Annotated in this window: 26 protein-coding genes; 16 read left to right on the plus strand and 10 right to left on the minus strand. The window is 68.4% G+C overall.

The genetic code is table 11. The features are described 5' to 3' along the window. The first annotated feature begins 40 nt into the window (after positions 1–40). From AB0F43_RS21675 to AB0F43_RS21685, 3 genes are read left to right on the plus strand one after another with little or no spacing between them, the layout of a single operon-like run. Positions 41–406, plus strand: coding sequence for a hypothetical protein (locus tag AB0F43_RS21675; RefSeq protein ID WP_360479466.1), 366 nt, complete (start codon positions 41–43; stop codon positions 404–406). Then, positions 403–1,119 carry an ATP-binding cassette domain-containing protein gene (locus AB0F43_RS21680; protein WP_360479469.1) on the plus strand — a complete coding sequence of 239 codons (717 nt, stop codon included), beginning with the start codon at positions 403–405 and terminating at the stop codon, positions 1,117–1,119. The genes AB0F43_RS21675 and AB0F43_RS21680 overlap by 4 nt, the downstream gene beginning before the upstream one ends. Next, complete coding sequence (locus tag AB0F43_RS21685) at positions 1,119–1,916, plus strand: ABC transporter permease subunit (protein WP_360479472.1); 798 nt, start codon at positions 1,119–1,121, stop codon at positions 1,914–1,916. The genes AB0F43_RS21680 and AB0F43_RS21685 overlap by 1 nt, the downstream gene beginning before the upstream one ends. Before the next feature lie 126 nt (positions 1,917–2,042). Here AB0F43_RS21685 and AB0F43_RS21690 read toward each other — a convergent pair whose 3' ends face one another. Both AB0F43_RS21690 and AB0F43_RS21695 read right to left on the minus strand, forming a co-directional pair. Next, a complete protein-coding gene (locus tag AB0F43_RS21690; RefSeq protein ID WP_360479475.1) occupies positions 2,043–2,348 on the minus strand; it encodes a hypothetical protein in 306 nt (101 codons plus the stop codon). Continuing rightward, entirely contained in the window at positions 2,348–2,641 is a 294-nt protein-coding gene (locus AB0F43_RS21695; RefSeq protein ID WP_360479478.1) for a hypothetical protein, read from the minus strand. The genes AB0F43_RS21690 and AB0F43_RS21695 overlap by 1 nt, the downstream gene beginning before the upstream one ends. A gap of 560 nt (positions 2,642–3,201) precedes the next feature. Between AB0F43_RS21695 and AB0F43_RS21700 the strand changes: the two genes are divergently transcribed. The 3 genes from AB0F43_RS21700 to AB0F43_RS21710 all read left to right on the plus strand — a co-directional run bounded on the left by AB0F43_RS21700 (position 3,202) and on the right by AB0F43_RS21710 (position 4,471). Continuing rightward, positions 3,202–3,564, plus strand: coding sequence for a hypothetical protein (locus tag AB0F43_RS21700; protein WP_360479481.1), 363 nt, complete (start codon positions 3,202–3,204; stop codon positions 3,562–3,564). A gap of 198 nt (positions 3,565–3,762) precedes the next feature. After that, positions 3,763–3,981: a hypothetical protein gene (locus AB0F43_RS21705; RefSeq protein ID WP_360479484.1), complete on the plus strand. Its 219-nt coding sequence runs from the start codon at positions 3,763–3,765 to the stop codon at positions 3,979–3,981. 142 nt (positions 3,982–4,123) lie between these two features. Beyond that, complete coding sequence (locus AB0F43_RS21710) at positions 4,124–4,471, plus strand: ATP-binding protein (RefSeq protein ID WP_360479487.1); 348 nt, start codon at positions 4,124–4,126, stop codon at positions 4,469–4,471. Here the strand turns inward: AB0F43_RS21710 and AB0F43_RS21715 are convergent. Further along, positions 4,457–5,935 carry an MFS transporter gene (locus AB0F43_RS21715; protein ID WP_360479490.1) on the minus strand — a complete coding sequence of 493 codons (1,479 nt, stop codon included), beginning with the start codon at positions 5,933–5,935 and terminating at the stop codon, positions 4,457–4,459. The two genes, AB0F43_RS21710 and AB0F43_RS21715, sit on opposite strands and share 15 nt — an antisense overlap. A 92-nt stretch (positions 5,936–6,027) precedes the next feature. Here AB0F43_RS21715 and AB0F43_RS21720 point away from each other — a divergent pair, with 92 nt between their 5' ends. The 4 genes from AB0F43_RS21720 to AB0F43_RS21735 all read left to right on the plus strand — a co-directional run bounded on the left by AB0F43_RS21720 (position 6,028) and on the right by AB0F43_RS21735 (position 8,427). After that, positions 6,028–6,528, plus strand: a complete 501-nt coding sequence (locus tag AB0F43_RS21720; protein ID WP_360479493.1) for a MarR family transcriptional regulator — start codon at positions 6,028–6,030, stop codon at positions 6,526–6,528. 121 nt (positions 6,529–6,649) lie between these two features. After that, the gene (locus tag AB0F43_RS21725; RefSeq protein ID WP_360479496.1) at positions 6,650–6,802 is read left to right on the plus strand and encodes a hypothetical protein; all 153 of its coding nucleotides are present in this window, start codon (positions 6,650–6,652) and stop codon (positions 6,800–6,802) included. Further along, positions 6,799–7,860 carry a polysaccharide deacetylase family protein gene (locus AB0F43_RS21730; RefSeq protein WP_360479499.1) on the plus strand — a complete coding sequence of 354 codons (1,062 nt, stop codon included), beginning with the start codon at positions 6,799–6,801 and terminating at the stop codon, positions 7,858–7,860. The genes AB0F43_RS21725 and AB0F43_RS21730 overlap by 4 nt, the downstream gene beginning before the upstream one ends. A 66-nt stretch (positions 7,861–7,926) precedes the next feature. Next, positions 7,927–8,427, plus strand: a complete 501-nt coding sequence (locus AB0F43_RS21735; protein WP_360480490.1) for a DinB family protein — start codon at positions 7,927–7,929, stop codon at positions 8,425–8,427. A 67-nt stretch (positions 8,428–8,494) separates the two neighbouring features. Here AB0F43_RS21735 and AB0F43_RS21740 read toward each other — a convergent pair whose 3' ends face one another. Further along, on the minus strand, positions 8,495–9,901 hold the full coding sequence (locus AB0F43_RS21740; RefSeq protein ID WP_360479502.1) for an FAD-dependent oxidoreductase: 1,407 nt from the start codon (positions 9,899–9,901) through the stop codon (positions 8,495–8,497). Between the two features lie 117 nt (positions 9,902–10,018). Between AB0F43_RS21740 and AB0F43_RS21745 the strand changes: the two genes are divergently transcribed. Together AB0F43_RS21745 and AB0F43_RS21750 are read left to right on the plus strand one after the other, a co-directional pair. Continuing rightward, complete coding sequence (locus AB0F43_RS21745) at positions 10,019–10,378, plus strand: metalloregulator ArsR/SmtB family transcription factor (RefSeq protein WP_360479505.1); 360 nt, start codon at positions 10,019–10,021, stop codon at positions 10,376–10,378. Positions 10,379–10,386: 8 nt separating this feature from the next. Further along, positions 10,387–11,442 carry an ArsO family NAD(P)H-dependent flavin-containing monooxygenase gene (locus AB0F43_RS21750; protein ID WP_360479508.1) on the plus strand — a complete coding sequence of 352 codons (1,056 nt, stop codon included), beginning with the start codon at positions 10,387–10,389 and terminating at the stop codon, positions 11,440–11,442. A gap of 8 nt (positions 11,443–11,450) precedes the next feature. Here the strand turns inward: AB0F43_RS21750 and AB0F43_RS21755 are convergent, their stop codons facing one another. The 5 genes from AB0F43_RS21755 to AB0F43_RS21775 all read right to left on the minus strand — a co-directional run bounded on the left by AB0F43_RS21755 (position 11,451) and on the right by AB0F43_RS21775 (position 14,960). After that, a complete protein-coding gene (locus tag AB0F43_RS21755; protein WP_360479511.1) occupies positions 11,451–11,852 on the minus strand; it encodes an arsenate reductase ArsC in 402 nt (133 codons plus the stop codon). Next, positions 11,849–12,580 (minus strand): MIP/aquaporin family protein, encoded by a 732-nt coding sequence (locus AB0F43_RS21760; RefSeq protein WP_360479514.1) that lies wholly within the window; start codon positions 12,578–12,580, stop codon positions 11,849–11,851. The genes AB0F43_RS21755 and AB0F43_RS21760 overlap by 4 nt, the downstream gene beginning before the upstream one ends. Beyond that, the gene (locus AB0F43_RS21765) at positions 12,577–13,278 is read right to left on the minus strand and encodes an ArsR family transcriptional regulator (protein WP_360479517.1); all 702 of its coding nucleotides are present in this window, start codon (positions 13,276–13,278) and stop codon (positions 12,577–12,579) included. The genes AB0F43_RS21760 and AB0F43_RS21765 overlap by 4 nt, the downstream gene beginning before the upstream one ends. 63 nt (positions 13,279–13,341) lie before the next feature. Then, entirely contained in the window at positions 13,342–14,001 is a 660-nt protein-coding gene (locus AB0F43_RS21770; RefSeq protein WP_360479520.1) for a response regulator transcription factor, read from the minus strand. A 2-nt stretch (positions 14,002–14,003) separates the two neighbouring features. After that, positions 14,004–14,960 (minus strand): HAMP domain-containing sensor histidine kinase, encoded by a 957-nt coding sequence (locus tag AB0F43_RS21775; RefSeq protein WP_360479523.1) that lies wholly within the window; start codon positions 14,958–14,960, stop codon positions 14,004–14,006. A gap of 223 nt (positions 14,961–15,183) precedes the next feature. Here AB0F43_RS21775 and AB0F43_RS21780 point away from each other — a divergent pair, with 223 nt between their 5' ends. The 3 genes from AB0F43_RS21780 (at position 15,184) to AB0F43_RS21790 (ending at position 17,100) form a co-directional block, all read left to right on the plus strand. Next, complete coding sequence (locus AB0F43_RS21780; protein WP_360479526.1) at positions 15,184–15,498, plus strand: TraR/DksA C4-type zinc finger protein; 315 nt, start codon at positions 15,184–15,186, stop codon at positions 15,496–15,498. Between the two features lie 58 nt (positions 15,499–15,556). Further along, positions 15,557–15,910: a hypothetical protein gene (locus AB0F43_RS21785; RefSeq protein WP_360479529.1), complete on the plus strand. Its 354-nt coding sequence runs from the start codon at positions 15,557–15,559 to the stop codon at positions 15,908–15,910. 323 nt (positions 15,911–16,233) lie between these two features. After that, positions 16,234–17,100 (plus strand): universal stress protein, encoded by an 867-nt coding sequence (locus tag AB0F43_RS21790; protein WP_360479532.1) that lies wholly within the window; start codon positions 16,234–16,236, stop codon positions 17,098–17,100. A gap of 22 nt (positions 17,101–17,122) precedes the next feature. Here AB0F43_RS21790 and AB0F43_RS21795 read toward each other — a convergent pair whose 3' ends face one another. Beyond that, entirely contained in the window at positions 17,123–18,112 is a 990-nt protein-coding gene (locus AB0F43_RS21795) for an iron-containing redox enzyme family protein (protein WP_360479535.1), read from the minus strand. Between the two features lie 81 nt (positions 18,113–18,193). Between AB0F43_RS21795 and AB0F43_RS21800 the strand changes: the two genes are divergently transcribed. Beyond that, positions 18,194–18,403, plus strand: a complete 210-nt coding sequence (locus AB0F43_RS21800; protein ID WP_360479538.1) for a CDGSH iron-sulfur domain-containing protein — start codon at positions 18,194–18,196, stop codon at positions 18,401–18,403.

The following is an 18,403-nucleotide window of genomic DNA, read 5'->3' on the forward strand; positions in this document are numbered from 1 at the left end:
TCTCACTGTCGAGTTCAAGACTACCTGGAGGAGGCGGCCCATGACCGCGGTGCGCGACAACGACAACGGGCTCCAACTGGACTTCGGCCGGTGGGAGCGCCGGCTGGTACGACGGTCGTCGCTGGAGGTCCCGTTCGCGACCATCGAACGGATCGAGGTGCTCCCGGGCTGGACGGCAGAGCCGCTGGGGTTGCGGTCGGGGCTCGTCATCTCCGGCTACTGGAAACTCGGCACCTTCCGCTACCCCGCCGGCCCGCGACGACTGGTGTCGATGCGGCGCGGGACACCCGTGCTGCGGATCACGCTCCGCGGTCGCCAGGCCGGCGACGTATTCGACGAGCTGCTGATCAGCAGTCAGGCGGCAGAAGAGATCGCCCACGTGGTCCGCGCGGGGAGTGCCCGATGACGGGTGTGGCGATCCAGGCGTGCGGTCTGACCAAGAGGTTCGGGCAGGTCGAGGCCGTCACCGACGTCACCTTCACCGCCGAGGCGGGACGCGTGACCGGACTGCTCGGTCCGAACGGCGCGGGGAAGTCGACCACGTTGCGGATGCTGCTCGGGCTGATTCGCCCCGACAGCGGCGTCGCAACGTTCGGCGGGTCTCCCTATCGTGAACTGCCCTCGCCGACGACGACGGTGGGCGCCGTCCTGGATATCGCCTCGGCGCATCCTGCCTCGACCGCTCGGGATCACCTGACGACGTTCTGCGAGCTGGGCGGCCAGCCGCGCGGCCGGGTCGACACGGTGATCGACGCGGCGGGACTCGACGGCTTCGCCGACCGACGGGTCAAAGGCTTCTCCACCGGCATGCGGCAGCGACTGGCCCTGGCCACCGCGCTGCTCGGCGACCCCGCCGTACTCGTCCTCGACGAACCGTCCAACGGATTGGACCCCGCCGGCATCCTCTGGCTGCGAACCTTCGTCCGCGAGTACGCCGCGTCCGGGAGAACCGTGCTGATCTCCAGCCATGTCCTCACCGACCTCCAGCACAGCATCGACGACATCGTCCTGCTCGACCGCGGCCGGACCGCGTGGACCGGAACACTGGCCGCCTTCACCGAACACGGATCGACGCTCGAGCAGGCGTTTCTCGCCCTGACCACCAAGGAACTCACCTGATGAACCACCTGATCCGCGGCGAGTTCACCCGGCTCGTCGCCACGCGCCTGCACCGCTGGGGAATCCTCGCGGCACTGATCTGTGGCGGCGGACCGACCGGCATGCTCGCCCTGGTCGGCCCTGAGAACGCCACCCCACCGATGCCGGGTATCGACACACCGGAAGGTGTCGGGATCGTGGTCGGCATCAGTGGTGTGCTGCTGTTCGTGCCGGCCCTGATCGGCACCATCGCCATCACCGGTGAGTACCGGCATCGAACCATCGCAGCGACGTTCCTGGCCGAACCCCGGCGAGGCCGGGTGCTCGCGGCGAAACTCGTCGTCTTCAGCGCCTTCGGGCTCGCGTACGGCGTCGTCGCGTCGCTCGCGTCGGCCACAGCGCTCGGCCTCTCCGCCCTGATCCGCGGCGTCGACCTCGGCGTCCCCGCCACCGAACTGGCCACTCTCCTCGCCCAGCTGTCCGTCGCCGCAGCTGTCTACATGGTCCTCGGCGTCGGCATCGGAGCGATCGCCAGGCACCAACTGGTTGCCGTCGGCATCGTCCTCGGCTACTTCTACTTCCTTGAATACGTCCTGCTGATCGTCCCAGGCATCAACACCATCTACCCCTTCCTGCCCGGCGGAGCGACCGCGGGCCTGACCAGCTTCACCTTCGTCACCAGCGCCGTCTCGGAACAGACAGCAAGCGACGGTCCAGCACTCCTGTCCGCACCCGCCGGCGCACTGGTCCTCATCGGGTACGCCTTGATCGCCGCCGGATTCGCGACCCTCGCCCCGCTGCGCCGCGACCTCACCTGACAGACACGATGTCGCTCCAGGACCCGGCGCGCGCCCGGCAAGTCCGCTCTTGTCGCCGTACGGCGGTTCAGGCCGCGGGGGCGAGCAGCTATCGGCCGGCTTCGGTCGTATCCAGTCGGGGCGTCGTCAGTGTCCGGTCGCCTCGAGATCGATGACGACTTTTACGTCGTCTGGCTGCCGAGTGAACGCTTCCGGATAACGATGCAGTGGAACAGTGCGGGTGATCAGCCGGCTCAACCAGTCGCGGTCGGCAGCGGCCAGTGCGCGGGTGGCCTGCTCGTAGTGGCGGCGGTTGGCGTTCACGCTCCCGAAGATGACCTCGTTGCCGAGCACCGCCTCACGGTTGAGGGCCCCGACATCGAGCGGCAACTGCGTGCCGACTCCGGAGACGCCGGTCAGACAGACGATTGCGTCCGGCGCGCCGTTCCTCATCACATCGACGACGACCTGCGGCAGGGCTGCCAGAAAGCTCGCTTCCCGATCCGCTCGACCTGCTCCCAGGCCTTCGCCACGATGGTCGTCGGTTCGAGCAGAACCCCGAGTCGTCCCAGGGAGGGGCTCAGCCGCACAACGGCGTCCGGCTCAGTCCGCCAGCGCTCACGGGCGAATCCGTGCAGCCCACGGATGCCGTGCTCGGTGTAGCGGCCATTACGGCACATGTCCCATTCACCGGCGGCGCAGGCCGGGCACGGCTCGGGATCGGGACGACGCACGATCCCGACCACGAGGTCACCGACCGACAAGCCGCTGCCCGACGGGGCATGAGGACGCGGCCCAGGTTCTCGTGACCGAGCACCAGGAAATCCTCGCCCGGAGGCGCCTCGCCGTACTCGCCGTTGATGATCTCGGAGTCGGTGCCGCACAGGCCGACCACCAGCGACTGGACCAACAACGAGCCTTCGCCGAGGTCCGGCTCAGCCAGCTCCCTCAGAGTCGACGAACGCCGATCACCAGGCCTCACCGTCAGAGCTCGCACACCGGGTACTCCTTGTCCGCATTGGCGGGTCGCGTACTCATCCAGTTTCGGGCACGCCGGATGAGAACGAGATGAGAGCGACCCGACGCTTGAACGACGCCCACAATCCCGTTGGAAAAGGGGTTGTAGTGTCATGACGTGCGCAGAATCGTGGTGATTCTTCTTCTGGCCGGTCTTGCTCTGGCGGCCTTCGGCGCCGCCGTCCATACGCTCCGGTTGCCACGTGCGCAGGCGGCCCACCGGTCTCGAGCGTCCGGAGCGCCAGCTCAGCCGAAGCCAGCGCCATCGACGAGTGCAACGAACCTCGTGATGACGAACGGTGTGCGGAGGCAGTTGATCGCGGCAGCGGCCAGCCTCAATGGAAATGTCCCGGTCTCGGAGTTCAAAGGGCTTGAGTCGGGCGAGATCCACTATGCGTACGACCCGGCGACCGACACGTACTGGGCAGCCGCTTCCCTTCTTCCCCGCGACGATTCCTCCGCCGCGGCGGTCGCGGTCCAAGACAACGGCTCCTACAACCTCTTCCGGCGAAGCTCCGGAGGAGCCTGGACGGCGTACGACGTGGGCCTGGCCGGTGTCGGTGGAACGAAATGCCCCACGACCGTGCCGCCAACGGTGTTGCGGCTGTGGGGCTGGCCAAGCAACAGCTGCAGGCCCGGCCCGCCATCCTGAGCACGACCGCTCCCGCCACGTCCTGGCGCTGCCTCCAGATTGCGAGACGGCGTACCGGCCAGCGGGTACGGCGGATTCCTGCTCGCCGGGCCGCAAGAAGGTCGCTGGCAGGGGCGTAGACCAGTCGGCCTGCACGGCAGCATGAGGTAACGGACCGTCGAACGAATGTGGGCTGATCGCCAGGAGGGCAGGGCCGGCATGGAGCGTGCAGACTGGCTGGACGGCGCCTTTGATTCAGCCCAGGCTCGATTCCTCATGATGACGGCGATCACGCACCACCGGGTCAGCTCGCCGATCTGGGGTGCGCAAGAGGTTCGCAAGCTCAGCGCCGAGCTCGCCGAGATCGAGCTCGCTTCGATGCGGCTGGTCGCGGGGCTCCGCTCCAGCGAGGAGCAGAGCGCACCGCCAGGAAGGTAGGCGCCCAGCGGGGTGGCGCCGCGAGCGGTCTGGTTCGCTCGTCGTACGCCGGGAGCCGGTCGACCTGCTCGACCTCGCCGCAGCCGAGTCGCGCCGCTTGGCGGCCGTCCTGCGACTCCGTGTCGAGGTCCTCGGAGATCCCGTGATCGTGCACGGAGACGCGGATCGGCTCCGGCAAGCACTGACGAACCTGCTGCAGAACTGCGCTGCCGCCGGAGCCCGGACCGCACGCGTGCGGGTGACCGGCCACGCGGCGACCGCGATGCTGGAAATCGCCGACGACGGCCCCGGCCTGCCAGCCACCATCGTCGACTCAGCCTTCGAACGCTTCGTCCGCGGCGACAACGCCCGCACCTCGGGATCGTCGGGTGCCGGACTGGGGCTGGCGATCGTCCGCGCCGTGGTCGCGGCGCACGGCGGGACAGTCGAAGCACGCAACGGCGAGCCCCTTGGCGGCGCAGTGATCACCGCCCGCCTACCGCTCGGCTGACCCCAACCGCCTGGTGCGGCAGCTCCGAGATGCCTTGGTGAACCGCGGTAGTGCGGCAGCGCCGAGGGCGAGCAGGGCGATGATGACCATCTGGACGGATTCGACGGTGGCGAAGGCGTTCGGCGTGTTGTGTTCGGCGCGTGCGAGGTAGAGCGTGCCGAGGGTCGCGACACCGAGAGCAAGACCGCTTTGCTGCAAAGTGATCAGTACGCCGCTGCCCACGCCGCCGAGGTGTGGCGGTACGTCGGCGAGCACGCTGCGGAACAGGCCCGCGAACAGCGCCGACTGTCCGGCCCCGGCCACCGCGAGCGGAACGGCGAGGTCCCAGAGCGCCACGTGCGGCCAGCGGTCGATGACGACGGCAACGAGTGCGGCCAGGCCGGCCAGCTGGACGACGGCTCCGGCTGACAGGGCGGCCCGGCCGAAGCGGGCGATCAGGCGGGGCGCGACGAGTGAACCGAGGAAGAACATCAACGCCATCGGCAGGATCGCCAGGCCACCGTGCAGCGCATCTTGATGCAGGCCGTCCTGGACGGTCAGGGCGAAGACGAACATGAACGCGCCGAAGCCGATGCTGAAGGCAAACACCATCACCAGACCGCGCGACATCGACGGCAGCCGCAACAACGACGGCGGCAGGAGTGGAATCTGACCACGTCGCTCAGCGCGCCGCTCCACCATGGCGGTGATGACTGCGAGAACGCCCGCGAGCCCGACCATCGCCCAGGTCCACCACGGCCAACCCAGTGAATGTCCCTCGGTGAGCGGGACCAGTACCGCGGTCAACGTGCCCGCGAACAACACGGTGCCTGGCAAGTCGACGCCGACTGGCCGCTCGGATCGCGTGTTGGGCACGATCCGGGCGGCCACACCGAAGACGATCAAGCCGATCGGCACGTTGACGAGGAAGATCGGCCGCCACGACATGCCGGCGATGTCCGCACTGACCAGCAAGCCGCCGACCAGCTGCCCGACCACTGCGGCGATACCGGACGTAGCGCCGTACAAGGCCAGAGCTCGGGCCTTCCGTTCGTGCTCGAGCGTGTGATGGAAGGTCGCCAGCACCTGCGGGACGAGCAGTGCGGCGGTCGCGCCCTGCACGATGCGAGCAGCGATCAGTACGCCGACGGTCGGAGCGAAGCCACAGACTGCCGAGGCCGCGATGAAACCGACGAGCGCGCCGAGGAAGACGCGGTGGCGGCCGAAGCGGTCGCCCAACCGGCCACCTAGTACTAGCAGAGCCGCATAGGCGACGCCGTAGCCGGCGATCACCAGCTCGAGCTCGGAGGCGGAGGCGTGCAGCGATGCGTCGATGCTGGGCAGAGCCACGTTGGTGATGAAGAAGTCCATGATCGGCAGGAACGCGCCCGCGAGCAGGAAGAACACGCCTGCAGGGTGCAGCCCGCCGGACCGCGCCACCGCCCGCGGCGAGGTACGTCCAGAGGCCGAAAGAGTGATGGCCATTGCGTCTCCGAACTGACTATGAGGAGATAACTATGTAGACAGAATCAGTATGCCGCCATAACTATGACTGGACAATCACCTATGCTGGCGGTGTGACGAAGAACCCATCAGCGCGGCGCAGGACAGCTTCCGCCGAAGAGGGCTGGGCCGAGCTCGCCGACCTGGCGTTGGTGATCAGCCGTGAACTCCAGTACCGCGGCTACACCGACACGCAGGCCGTCGGCCTGACCCAGTCCGAGGGCATGGTGATGCGCTACCTGCTCCGGGAGAACGCAGCCGCCGCCCCCAGCCAGATCGCCGCTGCCACCGGGCTCCAACGCACCAACCTGTCCACGACGCTGCGCGGCCTGGAGAACAAAAGCCTGATCAGCCGCCAGGCGAACCCGAACGACGGCCGCGGAGTCACCGTCAGCCCCACCGAACGCGGCCGCGCGAACTATGCCGAGGCCAGGCACGAGTGGGCGACCGCGGTCGGTGGGGCTGCCGGCGGCGACACCACCCACCTCGACGCGGCCCTCACCCTGCTCGCGGCGATCAAGAACGGCCTCGAGGAGGCCCGCCCACAGACTCCCTCCCGCCACCCACCGGCGTAGCTGGCCGACGCGCCGGGCTCCCCCCACCACCTTTCGTCACGCCGCCACTACACTATGTGTTTGCCTGGGTACAGGGACGTTGCCCTTGGACAACGCTCCACTCGGAAGCGAGGACCCTGGTATGCCGAAACGCCTTGCCTGCCTGGCCCTGGCGAAGGGGATCCGGACCGGCTTCAAGCTCTTCTACTCCGAGGACGCCCGCCACGGCACCCTGATGACGCGCGCCCAGGTCCTTGCGCTGCGGCCCCGGCCAGGGCTGGTGAGCTACGAATGAGGCGGCGCGACTTCCTCGGGCTCGCCGCGGCGATCGGCGTCGGTGCCGCGGTGACCGGCTGCACCGACACTGGCGCGGACGCCGAACCCGTCGTACTCGAACCGACAGCTACTCCTCATGACGAGCCTCCGGCTCAGCAGCAGACCGCCCCAGGCAAGCCCGACCCGGCCGCGATCCGCGCCAACGAGCTCGGCCTCATTCCCGTTCTGCTGCACCATCGCATCGTCGCGGACGCCACCGGTGAGTACGACATGACCCCGGCCTTCTTCCGCGCCGAACTCCAGCGGCTGCATCGCGAGAAGTACCACCCGATCCGCACGATCGACCTTGTCCGTCGCGATCTGAGCGCCGTACCCGCGGGCAAGACGCCCGTCGTACTCACGTTCGACGAGGGCTCGCCTGACCAGTTCGCGATCGACTCCGAGGGCCGGGTCATGCCGGACTGTGCGCTCGGCATCATGCTGGACTATCACGCCGAGCACCGCGACTTCCCGCCCGTGGGGTCCTTCTACGTCACCAGGAATCCGTTCGGCTACACCGGACGGCTCGCGGATCGCGCGCTGACCCGGCTGCATGAGCTCGGCTGTGAGATCGGCAATCACACGCTGGACCATCCGAACCTGAGCAGCTTGAGCGATGCGCAGGTGCGGGCGCAGATCGGCGGCCTCGCAGCCATGGTCGGCCGTGTCGCCCCGCCGCCGCGAACTCTCGCGCTGCCCCTGGGTGCTCACCCGCGCAACCGTTCCACAGTAGTAGCCGGAGGCAACGGCACGGCGACGTACCGCAACGAAGGAGTGCTCCTTGCCGGCGCCAACCCGTGCGTCTCACCCTTCCACCGGGAGTTCGATCCGATGGCCGTGCCCAGGATCAGGTGCAGCTCACACAACGGCGGACGAGGACCTCTCGGGCTCCACCACTGGCTCGATCGGCTCACCCGATCCGGTGTCCGTTATGTAGCCGCCGGCAACCCCGGCCACGTCACCGCACCCCGCACAGAGGCCGCCAATCTCAACCCCAAGTTCAGCGCCACAGCCAACTGGTACGACGCCGTGCGGTGAGAGTGAGCCTCGAGTGGTTGGCGTGAGGACCCTCGCGACTGACCATGAGATATGGATCGGGGTTTGGTGCATGAGGAGTGGGAGCGGGCTCGGCGGGAGTTTCACCAACTCGTGGAGCAGGCTGACGACGCCGCCTTGCGGAGGCCGTCGAACGGCACACGATGGAACAACCGGCAGTTGCTGTTCCACATGCTGCTCGGGTACCTGATCCTGCGGGCATTGCTCCGGCTGGTGCGGATGTTCGGGCACCTACCGCGCGGAGCCAGCCGGACGTACGCCCGGCTGCTGAACGCGGGGACCAAACCCTTCGACGTGGTGAACTTCCTGGGTTCGTACGCCGGCGGCAGCACGCTGAGCCCGGCTCGGATGGCGGTGATGTTCGACCACGTCATCGACAAACTGCACCGGCGGCTGGACGCCGAGGGTGAAGCGGAGCTCGCGCGCGGGATGTACTACCCCACGCGGTGGGATCCGTTCTTCGAGGAGTACATGACGCTCGCCGACGTGTACCGCTTCCCGACGCGACATTTCGACTTCCACCGTCGTCAGCTCACCCTGGACGAGTGACCTTCAGCCGCGACCATCCAGCCGTCGGAGCTGGTCGCCGTGGGACGGGCGACCAGCTCCTGGATCATCAGCCGCAGCAGCTGGACTGGCTGGTCGGCTTGCCCTCGACGACGGTCAGGAGACCGCCGCTGATGCCGGTGGCCAGGCCTCGGCCGGCCGGCGCCTCAATGGTGACCGACTGTGGCGCCGGGCCGCAGCAGCCGCCTGCGGTCTCGTCGGCCGAGTCGCCGTACGCGAGGTTCGACGAGCAGACGCCCGTTTCCGGCAGGTTCAACTGGACGTCACGCGCGGCCTCCCAGTCGCCGGCGAGTGCGGCGACCACCGAACGGGCCTGCTCATAGCCGGTGGCCAGCAGGAAGGTCGGTGCCCGGCCGTACGACTTCGCGCCGACAGCGTAGTAGCCGGGCTCCGGGTGCTGCAGCTCGTCGACGCCATGCGGTGGGACGGTCCCACAAGAGTGCTTGTTGGGGTCGATCAGCGGCGCCAAGGCGCGCGTCGATCCCAAAATCGGGTCGAGGTCCAGCCGCAGCTCCCCCACGATGTCGTGGTCGGGCCGGAAACCGGTCGAGTTGACCACCGTGTCCACGACAACCGTCCGGTCGCCCGCCGTGAGCTCAACGCGGCCGTCCGCCGTACGGGCCAAAGACTCGATGCGGAAGCTGCTCACCAGCTCGACCTGGCCGGACTGCACCAGCTTCTTCAGCCGCAGACCGAGGGCACCGCGCGCCGGGAGTTCGTCGTCGGCGCCACCACCGTAGGTGCGCGCCTGGTCGGCGCCGCGGACCACCCAGAGCACCTCGGTGCCGGGTTCCTGCGCGGCCAGCTCGCCGAGCTCGAGCAGGGTCGTCGCCGCCGAGTGACCTGCGCCGACTACCGCCGTACGACGACCTGCGAAGCGCTCACGGTCGCGCACCAGCACATCCGGCAGAGCAGGTGAGATCGCGTCGGCCACGTCGGCCTCACCCCGAGCGGGGATGCCGGAACCGCCGAGCACGTTCGGCCGGCGCCACGTCCCCGCCGCGTCGATCACGGCGCCGGCGAGCACCTCTTCGCCATCGGCGAGGCGCACCAGGAAGGGCGCGTCCTCACGACCCGCGGTGCGGACGCGGTCGAACCCGACCCGGGTCACCGCCACCACTTGAGCGCCGTACTTGATCCGGTCCCCGAGGTGGGGCGTCTTCGCCAACGGCGCCAGGTAGGCATCGATGAGGTCGCCACCCGTGGGCAGTTGGTCCAAGTCGGGCGCGATCCAGTCGGTCTGTTCCAGCAGGCGACGGGCCGCAGCGTCGATGTCGTAGCGCCACGGGCTGAACAGCTTCACGTGCCGCCACTCGTCGATTGCCGCGGCCACGCTCGGGCCTGCTTCGAGTACGACGAACTCCAGGCCGCGCTCGGCCAGTTGCGCGGCGGCGGCCAGGCCGACCGGTCCGGCGCCGATGACCACGACCGGCAGGTCCTTCGGTGAAACGCTCATGGGTCTGTCTCCAAGACTGTCAGATCAGCACGCCAGCACCCGGCCTGCTGAATTGATGATCATCTAATCAACGAGTCCCACCTTGCCTCCTGATTAGACGTAAGTCAAGATAGACGCATGTCAAAACAGCAGCTCCCCATCGAGCCCGTCGGCGGGTGCTGTGTCCCGATCATGGACGCGGCCCTCGACAACGCCGCGGCGGCCGAGGGTGCGACCGTGTTCAAGGCGCTCGCCGATCCGGTCCGCCTGCGACTGATGTCGATCATCGCCTCGGCGGGCGGCGAGATCTGCGTCTGTGACGTCACCCCGCAGTTCGATGTTTCCGGTCCGACGATCTCGCACCACCTGAAGGTTCTTCGCGAGGCGGGTCTGGTCGACTGCGAGCGCAGGGGCACCTGGGTCTACTACTGGCCGCTGCCCGAGCGCCTGACCTGGCTCTCGACGCTGCTGTCCGTGCCGACCCCGAGCGCGGTCTGACGTCCACGATGAAGCCCGCCGTGATGGTGATCGGCGGAGGGCAGGCTGGTTTGGCCACCGGGTTCTACCTGCGCCGCGCCGGGCTCGTTCCGGGCGAAGACTTCGTGATCCTCGACGCTGCCGATCGTCCCGGAGGCGCCTGGGCGCGGATGTGGCCGACGTTGCGCACCTTCTCACCCACCCAGTACTCGTCGCTTCCGGGTTGGATGATGCCACCGTGGACCCAGGACAGCGGCTACCCGTTGGCGGCTCATGTGGTCGACTACCTCACTCGCTACGAGCAGCGATACGAGCTCGCCGTACGACGCAATGTCTCAGTGCGATCGGTGACGCGAGGAGACCACGGCCTGCTCCGGGTCACCAGCGACCGTGGTGAGTGGCTGGCCGAGCAGGTGGTATCGGCGACCGGCACGTGGTCGAGGCCGTTCGTCCCGGCGTACCCGGGAACGTTCGGCGGACGTCAGTTGCACACGGCGCAGTACCGTCAGGCCTCCGATTTCACTGGCGAGCGAGTGCTGATCGTCGGCGGCGGGAACTCGGCCGCGCAGATCCTCGCCGAGGTGTCACGCGTCGCCGAGACGACCTGGGCGACGCTTCGTCCGCCGCGCTTTCTCCCTGATGACGTCGACGGTCGGGCGCTGTTCGAGATCGCGACCAGACGCCACCGCGCCCGGCAGCTCGGCGAGCCGGATAAGGGCGGCGTGTCCGGTCTCGGCGACATCGTGATGGTCGACAGCGTCCGCGAGGCCCGCGACCGCGACGTACTGCATGCCCGTAAGCCATTCGCGCAGCTGGTCGAGCGCGGAGTCCGTTGGGACGACGGCAGCGAGTCATCCTTCGACACGATCATCTGGTGCACCGGATTCCGCCCCGCACTCGGCCACCTGACGGCTCTCGGCCTGCGCGGACCAGAGGGCCGCATCCCGACCAACGGAACCCAGGCCGTCAAGGAATCCCGCCTGCACCTGATCGGGTACGGCGACTGGACCGGACCGGCCTCCGCCACCCTCATCGGCGCCGGACGTACCGCCCGCGAGCTGATCCGGAGCCTCAGCATCGAGTGACCGGACGGTCAGGCGACGCCGAGCTCGCCGACGAGTTTCTCCACCCGGCGGCGAATCTCGTCGCGGACCTGGCGGACGACCTCGATCGGCCGGCCGGCCGGGTCGGTGAGCTCCCAGTCCTCGTACCGCTTGCCGGGGAACACCGGGCAGGCGTCGCCGCAGCCCATCGTGATGATCACGTCGCTGCTCTTCGCGGTCTCGTACTCGAGCCGCTGCGGCACCGCCCCGCTGATGTCGATGCCGACCTCGCGCATCGCCTCCACCGCGACCGGGTTGATCTGATCGCGCGGCTCCGAACCCGCCGACCGGACCTCGACCGCGTCGCCGGCCAGCTGTCGCAGCCACCCCGCGGCCATCTGCGACCGGCCGGCGTTGTGCACACAGACGAACAGCACACTTGGCTTGCTCATTTGGATACTCCCGTTGCTCTCTTCACCACGTCATCGGCGGCCTGACCGGCCGCCGGGTACAGCACGGCCAACAGCGCGACGCCGACCGCGGCGCCGGCAACCTGCGCGAGCACGAAGCCAGGCAACGAGGCCGGCGCGATCCCCGCGAAGGTGTCGCTGAACGCCCGCCCGATCGTGACGGCCGGGTTCGCGAACGAGGTCGACGAGGTGAACCAGTACGCCGACCCGATGTACGCACCAACAGCGGCCGGCGCCATCGCGGCCCGCCCGGAGGAGGCGAGCGCGAAGATCAGCACGATCAGGCCGGCTGTCGCGACGACCTCGCCGAGCCACTGGTGCCCGGCGCCGCGTTCCGTCGTTGACCACGACACCGCGGCTTCGCCGTACATCAGATTCGCCAGTACGGCGCCCAGCACCGCACCCGAGACCTGCGCCGGAACGTAGGCACCAAGCTCGCGTGACGTCAGGCCGTTGCCCGTCTTACGCCCGAGCCACCAGTCGACGCCCGAGACCACCGGGTTGAAATGGGCGCCGGACACCGGCCCGAGCATCAGGATCAGTACGGCGAGACCTAGAGCTGTCGCGAACGCGTTCTCCAGCAGTTGCAGCCCCACGTCGTTCGGCGACAACCTCGACGCGGCGATCCCGGACCCGATCACGACGGTGACCAGCAACCCGGTCCCGATGCCCTCAGCAACTATCCGCCGCCACAGTGGGATCGTGTTCACCGGCCGCTCACCACAGGCACGGCGGTCTCGTCGAGCAAGGGCGCCAGGCGGTCGATGCGGGAGGCGATCTCGTCGTACGCGGCTTCGAAGGCTGCATCCGTGTTGATCGGCGCCGGATCCGGTACTGACCAGTGGACCCGGGGCCGCGCGTCGGGAGGCAGTTGCTCATACGCGATGTCGCACACCGCGATCACCAGGTCGTCCGGCTTCACCACGTCGCTCACCTGAGAAGTGCGCCACCGGTCCGGATCCAGCCCGCGCCGCCTGGCTACTTTCACCGCCCGCGGATGCACTCGCTGCGCAGGCCGAGTCCCGGCCGATGCCGCCGGCACCTGACTACGCCGCGACCAGATAGCCGCCGCCAACTGCGACCGAGCCGAGTTGTGCGTACACACGAACACCACCCGCGGCACCTCACCCAACGAAGGACCGCCGGCCATCGCCACCGTCTCGGGCACCAGACGCACGTACGTCCGGCGGTGATCGCCCTCAGACCTCCCGCGCACCACCAGCCCGGCCTCGTGCAGAACCTTCAGATGATGCGCCACCAAGTTCGTCGGCATCTCCAGCAACGCCCCCAACTCCCCCGGCGCCGCATCTCCCACCGCGAGAGCATCCACAATCGCCAGCCGCGCCGGATCCCCGAGCGCCGCATGCACCCGAGCCCGCTCCACCAGAGAATTCCGCTCAACGTTCATTGCCTCAATGCTTGCTGAGGCATCTTACCCTGTCAACAAGAGGCGCCCGGGTGACGAGCCCTCTCAAGGCTCGATCAGGCCGGCCCGGATGGCGTAGCGGGCGAGCTCCAGGCGGTCGCGGAGCCCGAGCTTCTGAAGCATGTTCGCCCGGTGTCGCTCGACCGTCTTGATGCTGATGAACAGCGTCTCGGCGATCTCCTTGGAGGAGTGCCCCTCGGCAACGAGTTTGAGCACCTCCTCCTCGCGGGCGGTGAGGATCTGCTCCGGGATGGCCTGGCCGAGCCGGACGCGATTCAGGTAGTTGCGGATCAATGCGTTGACCGCTCCCGGGTACAGGAACGGCTCGCCGCGCATCGCGGCGTGGCAGGCCTCCACCAGGTCACGGTCGGCCACGGACTTCAGCACGTATCCCGCCGCACCGGCCTTGAGTGCCTGGAAGAAGTACTGCTCGTTGTCGTACATCGTCAACATCAGGATCCGCAGGCCGGGATGGCGCGACGACAGCTCACGCGCGGCCTGCAGACCGGTCATCCGCGGCATCGCGATATCGAGAATGGCCAGGTCGACCTCGGTGGATCGCGCCAGGTCGACGGCCTCCTTTCCGTCCCCGGCCTCGGCGACCACCTCGAGACCCGGTGTGCCGTCCAGGATCAGCCGGATGCCTCGTCGTACCAGCGCATGGTCGTCGGCAAGCAGGATGCGGATCGCTCCTGATGCGGCCATTCTCAGCCTCCGTCCCGGTTGAGGGGCACCACGAGGTTCACCTCGGCACCACCTGTCGGCGCGGCACCGAGCTCGAGGGATGCGCCGACAAGCAGGGCACGCTCCCGCATGCCACGGATACCGGCTCCTTCGTGCGCCAGTCCGAGGCCCCGCCCGTCGTCACGGATCCGGAGGCTTACCACTGTGTCGTTGTGACGCAGTGAGATTTCGACGCGGGTGGCCTCGGCGTGGCGGGCGACGTTGGTCAGTCCTTCCTGGGCGACCCGGTAGATGACCAGCTCGGTCTGCTCGTCCAACGCGGGAAGACCGGGCTGGAATTGGTGAAGGATCGCGAGGCCGGTGTGCGTGGACAGGTCGGTGGCCAGCGCGGTCAGCGCAGGGATCAGCCCGAGATCCTCGAGCACACCCGGCCGCAGCCTGCGCGCCAGGCGGCGTACCTCGTCGAGGCTCTCCCGGGTCGTCTCCTGAGCATGGTGCAGGTCTGCACGAAGCTCGGGGTCGTCCACCCGGTCGGCCGCGCGGATGAGCTCCAGCAGGACGGCGGTGAGACTCTGGCCGACCTCATCGTGAAGCTCCTGCGCGATCCGGCGACGTTCCGCCTCCTGGGCGGACAGCGCTCGGGTGCTGCTGGCCGCACGTTCAGCCTCCAACCGCGCCAGCATGTCGTTGAAGGCGCTGATCAACTGCGAAACACCACCCTGCCCGGCGACCGGCAGGCGCTGCCCGGGCCGCAACAGGTCGACCGTCGCCATCCGGCGGCTCAACCGGTCCAACGGAGCCAGCCCCACATGCAGCAGTACGGCGTTCGCGACCAGCATCACCGCCAACCCACCCAGCAGCACCAAAGCCTCGGTGAACAGCACCGGAACGGACACCGTCACAGGCGCCCACAGCAACAACGCCGTCGCGGCCCCGAGCACAACCGCGTTCAGCGCGAAGATGCGCCAGAACAAAGGCACCGAAAGCACCCCTTCCTTCACCGGCTGCCCACCGCTGGCTACAGCTCTCATCGCCGCCGAAATGGGTGTCAGGCCCGATGGTCCACGATCGCAGCATCGCCGATGGTGGAGACAGAACCAAATCACGATCCTCACGACGGGCGACGCAGACCGCCGGCGTGCGCAATGCCTCCACGCGTACGTCGGCCACCCGTTGCCGTCCCCTGGAAAGGACCCGATGCAAGTGACCACCGACCTGGGTCGCACCCAGCAGCTCGCAGCGCACGAAGCCCGCCGGCGCCTGGAACATGAGCGCAACTCCCGCCTCGCCCAGCTCAGGGCGATCGAGGAGTCCGCTCCACATCCGGACCGAGACCTGCAGGAGGCGCAAACCGCCGCGATCCAGCGCGTGCTCGAAGAGATCGACGCTGCCGGAGTACGACTGGCGGACGGCACTTATGGCACGTGTGGACGCTGCCGAACGCCTATCCCCGTCGAGCGCCTCGAGATCCTGCCCTACGTGCGCTTCTGTGTTGGCTGCCAGCAACGCGCCAGTTGACCGCTCCTCGTCCTGCCTCACTCGAGCACTGCGTCCGACCAGCCGAGGAGTTGCCGTCGTGACCCATCAGATCTCTGCAGACAACCACCATCGCCTTGCCGCCGAAGAACTCATCGTTCTGCGGGCGCGTCTGCACGAAGATCGTCTGTTCCGACGTGAACAACTGCGAGAGATCGCCGCCGACGTCGTCGGAGGCGCTTGCTCTTCGGACCTCGCGGCGCACCGCGAGGTCCGCGAGAAACTCGCTGCCGCCGCCCGAACCGCACTGGCCGAAACCGAAGCCGCCCTGGCCCGAATGGACGCAGGGCGGTACGGCAACTGCGGCCGGTGTGGTCGCACGATCAGCCTCGACTGCCTGTCCGCCCATCCCCAGGCGCGCTACTGCCCGCAGTGCCTCGCGGGACAAGAATGAACCTGGAGGGCGCGGCGAAGCCTCGTTTGCAGCCGCGAGGACGTCGTACGTCGTCCTGATACCGCGGAAGACCGCCTGGCGGTGCGGCGCCGATGCTACGCACCGTGACGGGAGTACTCTGGCCCCAACCGTGCGTAGTTTGCCGCGATCGCCTCGGCACCGAAGCCGGACACCTCAATTCCATCGCTCCCAGGGCCGATAGTCCTCTTGCGTACAGCCGGCGACGGCGCGACAGGCCGTTGGTCCAGGATAGCGATGGCCTTCGGGTCTGCTGGATGCCAAGTCCGCCGGGGTTTACTGAGAGCACGACGGGAGGTGGCTTGATGTCCACACGGGTTCGCCCGACGATCGTGGTCGGGATCGACGGCTCGCGCGGCGGCTTGCTCGCTCTGGGCTGGGCGACGGACCTCGCCGCCCGGAGGCACTGGGCGATCCGCGCGGTGCATGTCGTCGACCACGACCGCCCGGCCCGCCCTCTGACCGCCGTACCGGACCTCGACGACGGCGACAAGGTCCTGGCGGACGCCGCGGACGAACTGGGCCGGCTCGGCTGCACCGAGGCGAGCCTCGAGGTCCAGCATGGTCATCCCGCTCAGGTCCTGCTCGACCTCTCCCGCACGGCCGCGCTGCTGGTGATCGGCCGTCGCGGCGGTGGCGGCTTCGCGGAACTGACGCTCGGTTCGACGTCGCAGCTGTGTACGGCGCTCGCCGGGACGTCGCTGGTCGTCGTACCGGACGACTGGGACCGTGACGAGGGCGAGCTCGGCATGATCGTCGTCGGCGTCGACGGGTCGCACGCCGGCCAGGCCGCGCTCGGGTTCGCCTTCGAGGCGGCCGCGGAGCGCGGCGCCGAACTCGTGATCGTGCACGTGCCCCGGCAACGCGAGGGCTTTCCACCGCCCGGTGTCTGGGTCAATTCGGCGGATCTGCCCTGGCAGGAGGCCGCTCGTGAGCTGGTCAGCGACGCGGTGGCGGGCTGGCCGGAAAAGTACCCCGACGTGGTTTTCCGCACCCACTACCGGCCCGGTCACCCCGTCCAGGTCTTGGCGCAGCATTCCAAGGCAGCCGACTTGGTCGTCGTCGGCGGCGTCGGTCGCTCGGAGTTCACTCCGCTGCGGCTGGGCTCGGTATCCCGCGGACTGCTCCACCACACCCAGTGCCCGGTCGCGATCATCCACACCGGATCGTGAATGACTCGCCCCTGGGACAGACTCAGCATGCGGCCGAGTCGGCCCTGCGCAGGTAGCGCGCGGATACCTTCCATTCGGTGAGCAGTTGCTCGGCGAAAAGGTTGTCCACGGCAAGCGAGCAGCGCGCACCGAACAGTACGTCGCCGATCGCGTCGGGGTGTTGTCGCACATAGCTCCCGCACAGGTCGTGCGCCGCGACCTGCTCATGGACCGCGTCCGCTTCGACATGCTCCGTGAAGTAGCGGGCCTGTGCTTGCGAGGCGCCCAGTCGGGTGGCTCCGGCAGCGTACTGACGATTGGGGAGAGTCGACGTCATCTCGAGTGCTGCCAGGTGACCGAGAAGGGCGGCAGTCCAGCGACGGTGGACCGCGAACAGCGACATCACGTTCGACACGGCCAAGGTGACAGCCGGTACCACCGGGACGTAAGAGCCGTAGCTGTCGTCGAGCCCGAGCCAGCGCATCGTCGTACGGAACAGCTCGGAGTGCATCCGCTCGGGGCGGCCGCCGCCGTACTCGTCGGCTTCGATCTCGACCAACGCCGCCTTGGCGGCGCCGTCCAGGCGCGGGATGCCGAAGCTGTGCGGGTCGGCCTCCTTGAGCTGGTAGACAGACCGGTTCAGAACGAACTGGCGGAACTGCTCGGTTGTGGCGTGCCGACGCAGGTACGGCGCGAGTCGTGGGCCGTCATCGGCGTCGACCAAGGCGCGCAACTGCGCCGCGACCGGTTGATCGGTGGGACGGACTCGGCAGGTGGCCTCCAGCCAGTCGATCCAGGGCCGCTCCAACTCGGCGCGAAAGGCAATGATGTCCGGATCCCATTGGTAGTCGGGATCCACCTCGTCGAAGCCGCGGTACTGCAGCTCGTAGGCCACCCAGAGGGCAAGCTGCAGGTCATCGTCGGCGAACGGCGGCCCGGAGGCCGCGACCTCGATGGTTCGCTCCCCGTCGCCGCCCGATAGCCGGTCGTTCAACCAGGCGCTGAGCGGCCCACGTGGCGGTGGTAGGTGCATGCAGGTCTCCTCGGGCATCGGGCGACGACCCGGTACCCGGCCGGAAAACCGTCGTGAATCATGGGTGGGTACTACCCGTTCATGACCACGCAGGATGACGACGCGACCCAGCTCCGCGCCTACCCGGACGGTCCGATCCTGGTCCGCGGAGACTTCGTGCTGCTGGACGAGGACGGCGATGCGATTCCGGCCCCGCGCCGTACCGTCGCGCTGTGCCGCTGCGGCCGGACCGCAATTCCTCCCTTCTGCGACGGCACGCACGTCCTGCCCCGCCACGGCACGGCCAGCTGA

The sequence above is a fragment of the Kribbella sp. NPDC023972 genome (assembly GCF_040639075.1).
Lineage (GTDB): Bacteria > Actinomycetota > Actinomycetes > Propionibacteriales > Kribbellaceae > Kribbella.

Bases quoted from the DNA above. Each gene is read 5' to 3' on its own strand.
- AB0F43_RS21675 (WP_360479466.1), top strand. From the start codon at position 41: ATGACCGCGGTGCGCGACAACGACAACGGGCTCCAACTGGACTTCGGC.
- AB0F43_RS21680 (WP_360479469.1), top strand. From the start codon at position 403: ATGACGGGTGTGGCGATCCAGGCGTGCGGTCTGACCAAGAGGTTCGGG.
- AB0F43_RS21685 (WP_360479472.1), top strand. From the start codon at position 1,119: ATGAACCACCTGATCCGCGGCGAGTTCACCCGGCTCGTCGCCACGCGC.
- AB0F43_RS21690 (WP_360479475.1), bottom strand. From the start codon at position 2,348: ATGAGGAACGGCGCGCCGGACGCAATCGTCTGTCTGACCGGCGTCTCC.
- AB0F43_RS21700 (WP_360479481.1), top strand. From the start codon at position 3,202: ATGACGAACGGTGTGCGGAGGCAGTTGATCGCGGCAGCGGCCAGCCTC.
- AB0F43_RS21705 (WP_360479484.1), top strand. From the start codon at position 3,763: ATGGAGCGTGCAGACTGGCTGGACGGCGCCTTTGATTCAGCCCAGGCT.
- AB0F43_RS21715 (WP_360479490.1), bottom strand. From the start codon at position 5,935: ATGGCCATCACTCTTTCGGCCTCTGGACGTACCTCGCCGCGGGCGGTG.
- AB0F43_RS21725 (WP_360479496.1), top strand. From the start codon at position 6,650: ATGCCGAAACGCCTTGCCTGCCTGGCCCTGGCGAAGGGGATCCGGACC.
- AB0F43_RS21730 (WP_360479499.1), top strand. From the start codon at position 6,799: ATGAGGCGGCGCGACTTCCTCGGGCTCGCCGCGGCGATCGGCGTCGGT.
- AB0F43_RS21740 (WP_360479502.1), bottom strand. From the start codon at position 9,901: ATGAGCGTTTCACCGAAGGACCTGCCGGTCGTGGTCATCGGCGCCGGA.
- AB0F43_RS21745 (WP_360479505.1), top strand. From the start codon at position 10,019: ATGTCAAAACAGCAGCTCCCCATCGAGCCCGTCGGCGGGTGCTGTGTC.
- AB0F43_RS21750 (WP_360479508.1), top strand. From the start codon at position 10,387: ATGAAGCCCGCCGTGATGGTGATCGGCGGAGGGCAGGCTGGTTTGGCC.
- AB0F43_RS21755 (WP_360479511.1), bottom strand. From the start codon at position 11,852: ATGAGCAAGCCAAGTGTGCTGTTCGTCTGTGTGCACAACGCCGGCCGG.
- AB0F43_RS21765 (WP_360479517.1), bottom strand. From the start codon at position 13,278: ATGAACGTTGAGCGGAATTCTCTGGTGGAGCGGGCTCGGGTGCATGCG.
- AB0F43_RS21770 (WP_360479520.1), bottom strand. From the start codon at position 14,001: ATGGCCGCATCAGGAGCGATCCGCATCCTGCTTGCCGACGACCATGCG.
- AB0F43_RS21790 (WP_360479532.1), top strand. From the start codon at position 16,234: ATGTCCACACGGGTTCGCCCGACGATCGTGGTCGGGATCGACGGCTCG.
- AB0F43_RS21795 (WP_360479535.1), bottom strand. From the start codon at position 18,112: ATGCACCTACCACCGCCACGTGGGCCGCTCAGCGCCTGGTTGAACGAC.
- AB0F43_RS21800 (WP_360479538.1), top strand. From the start codon at position 18,194: ATGACCACGCAGGATGACGACGCGACCCAGCTCCGCGCCTACCCGGAC.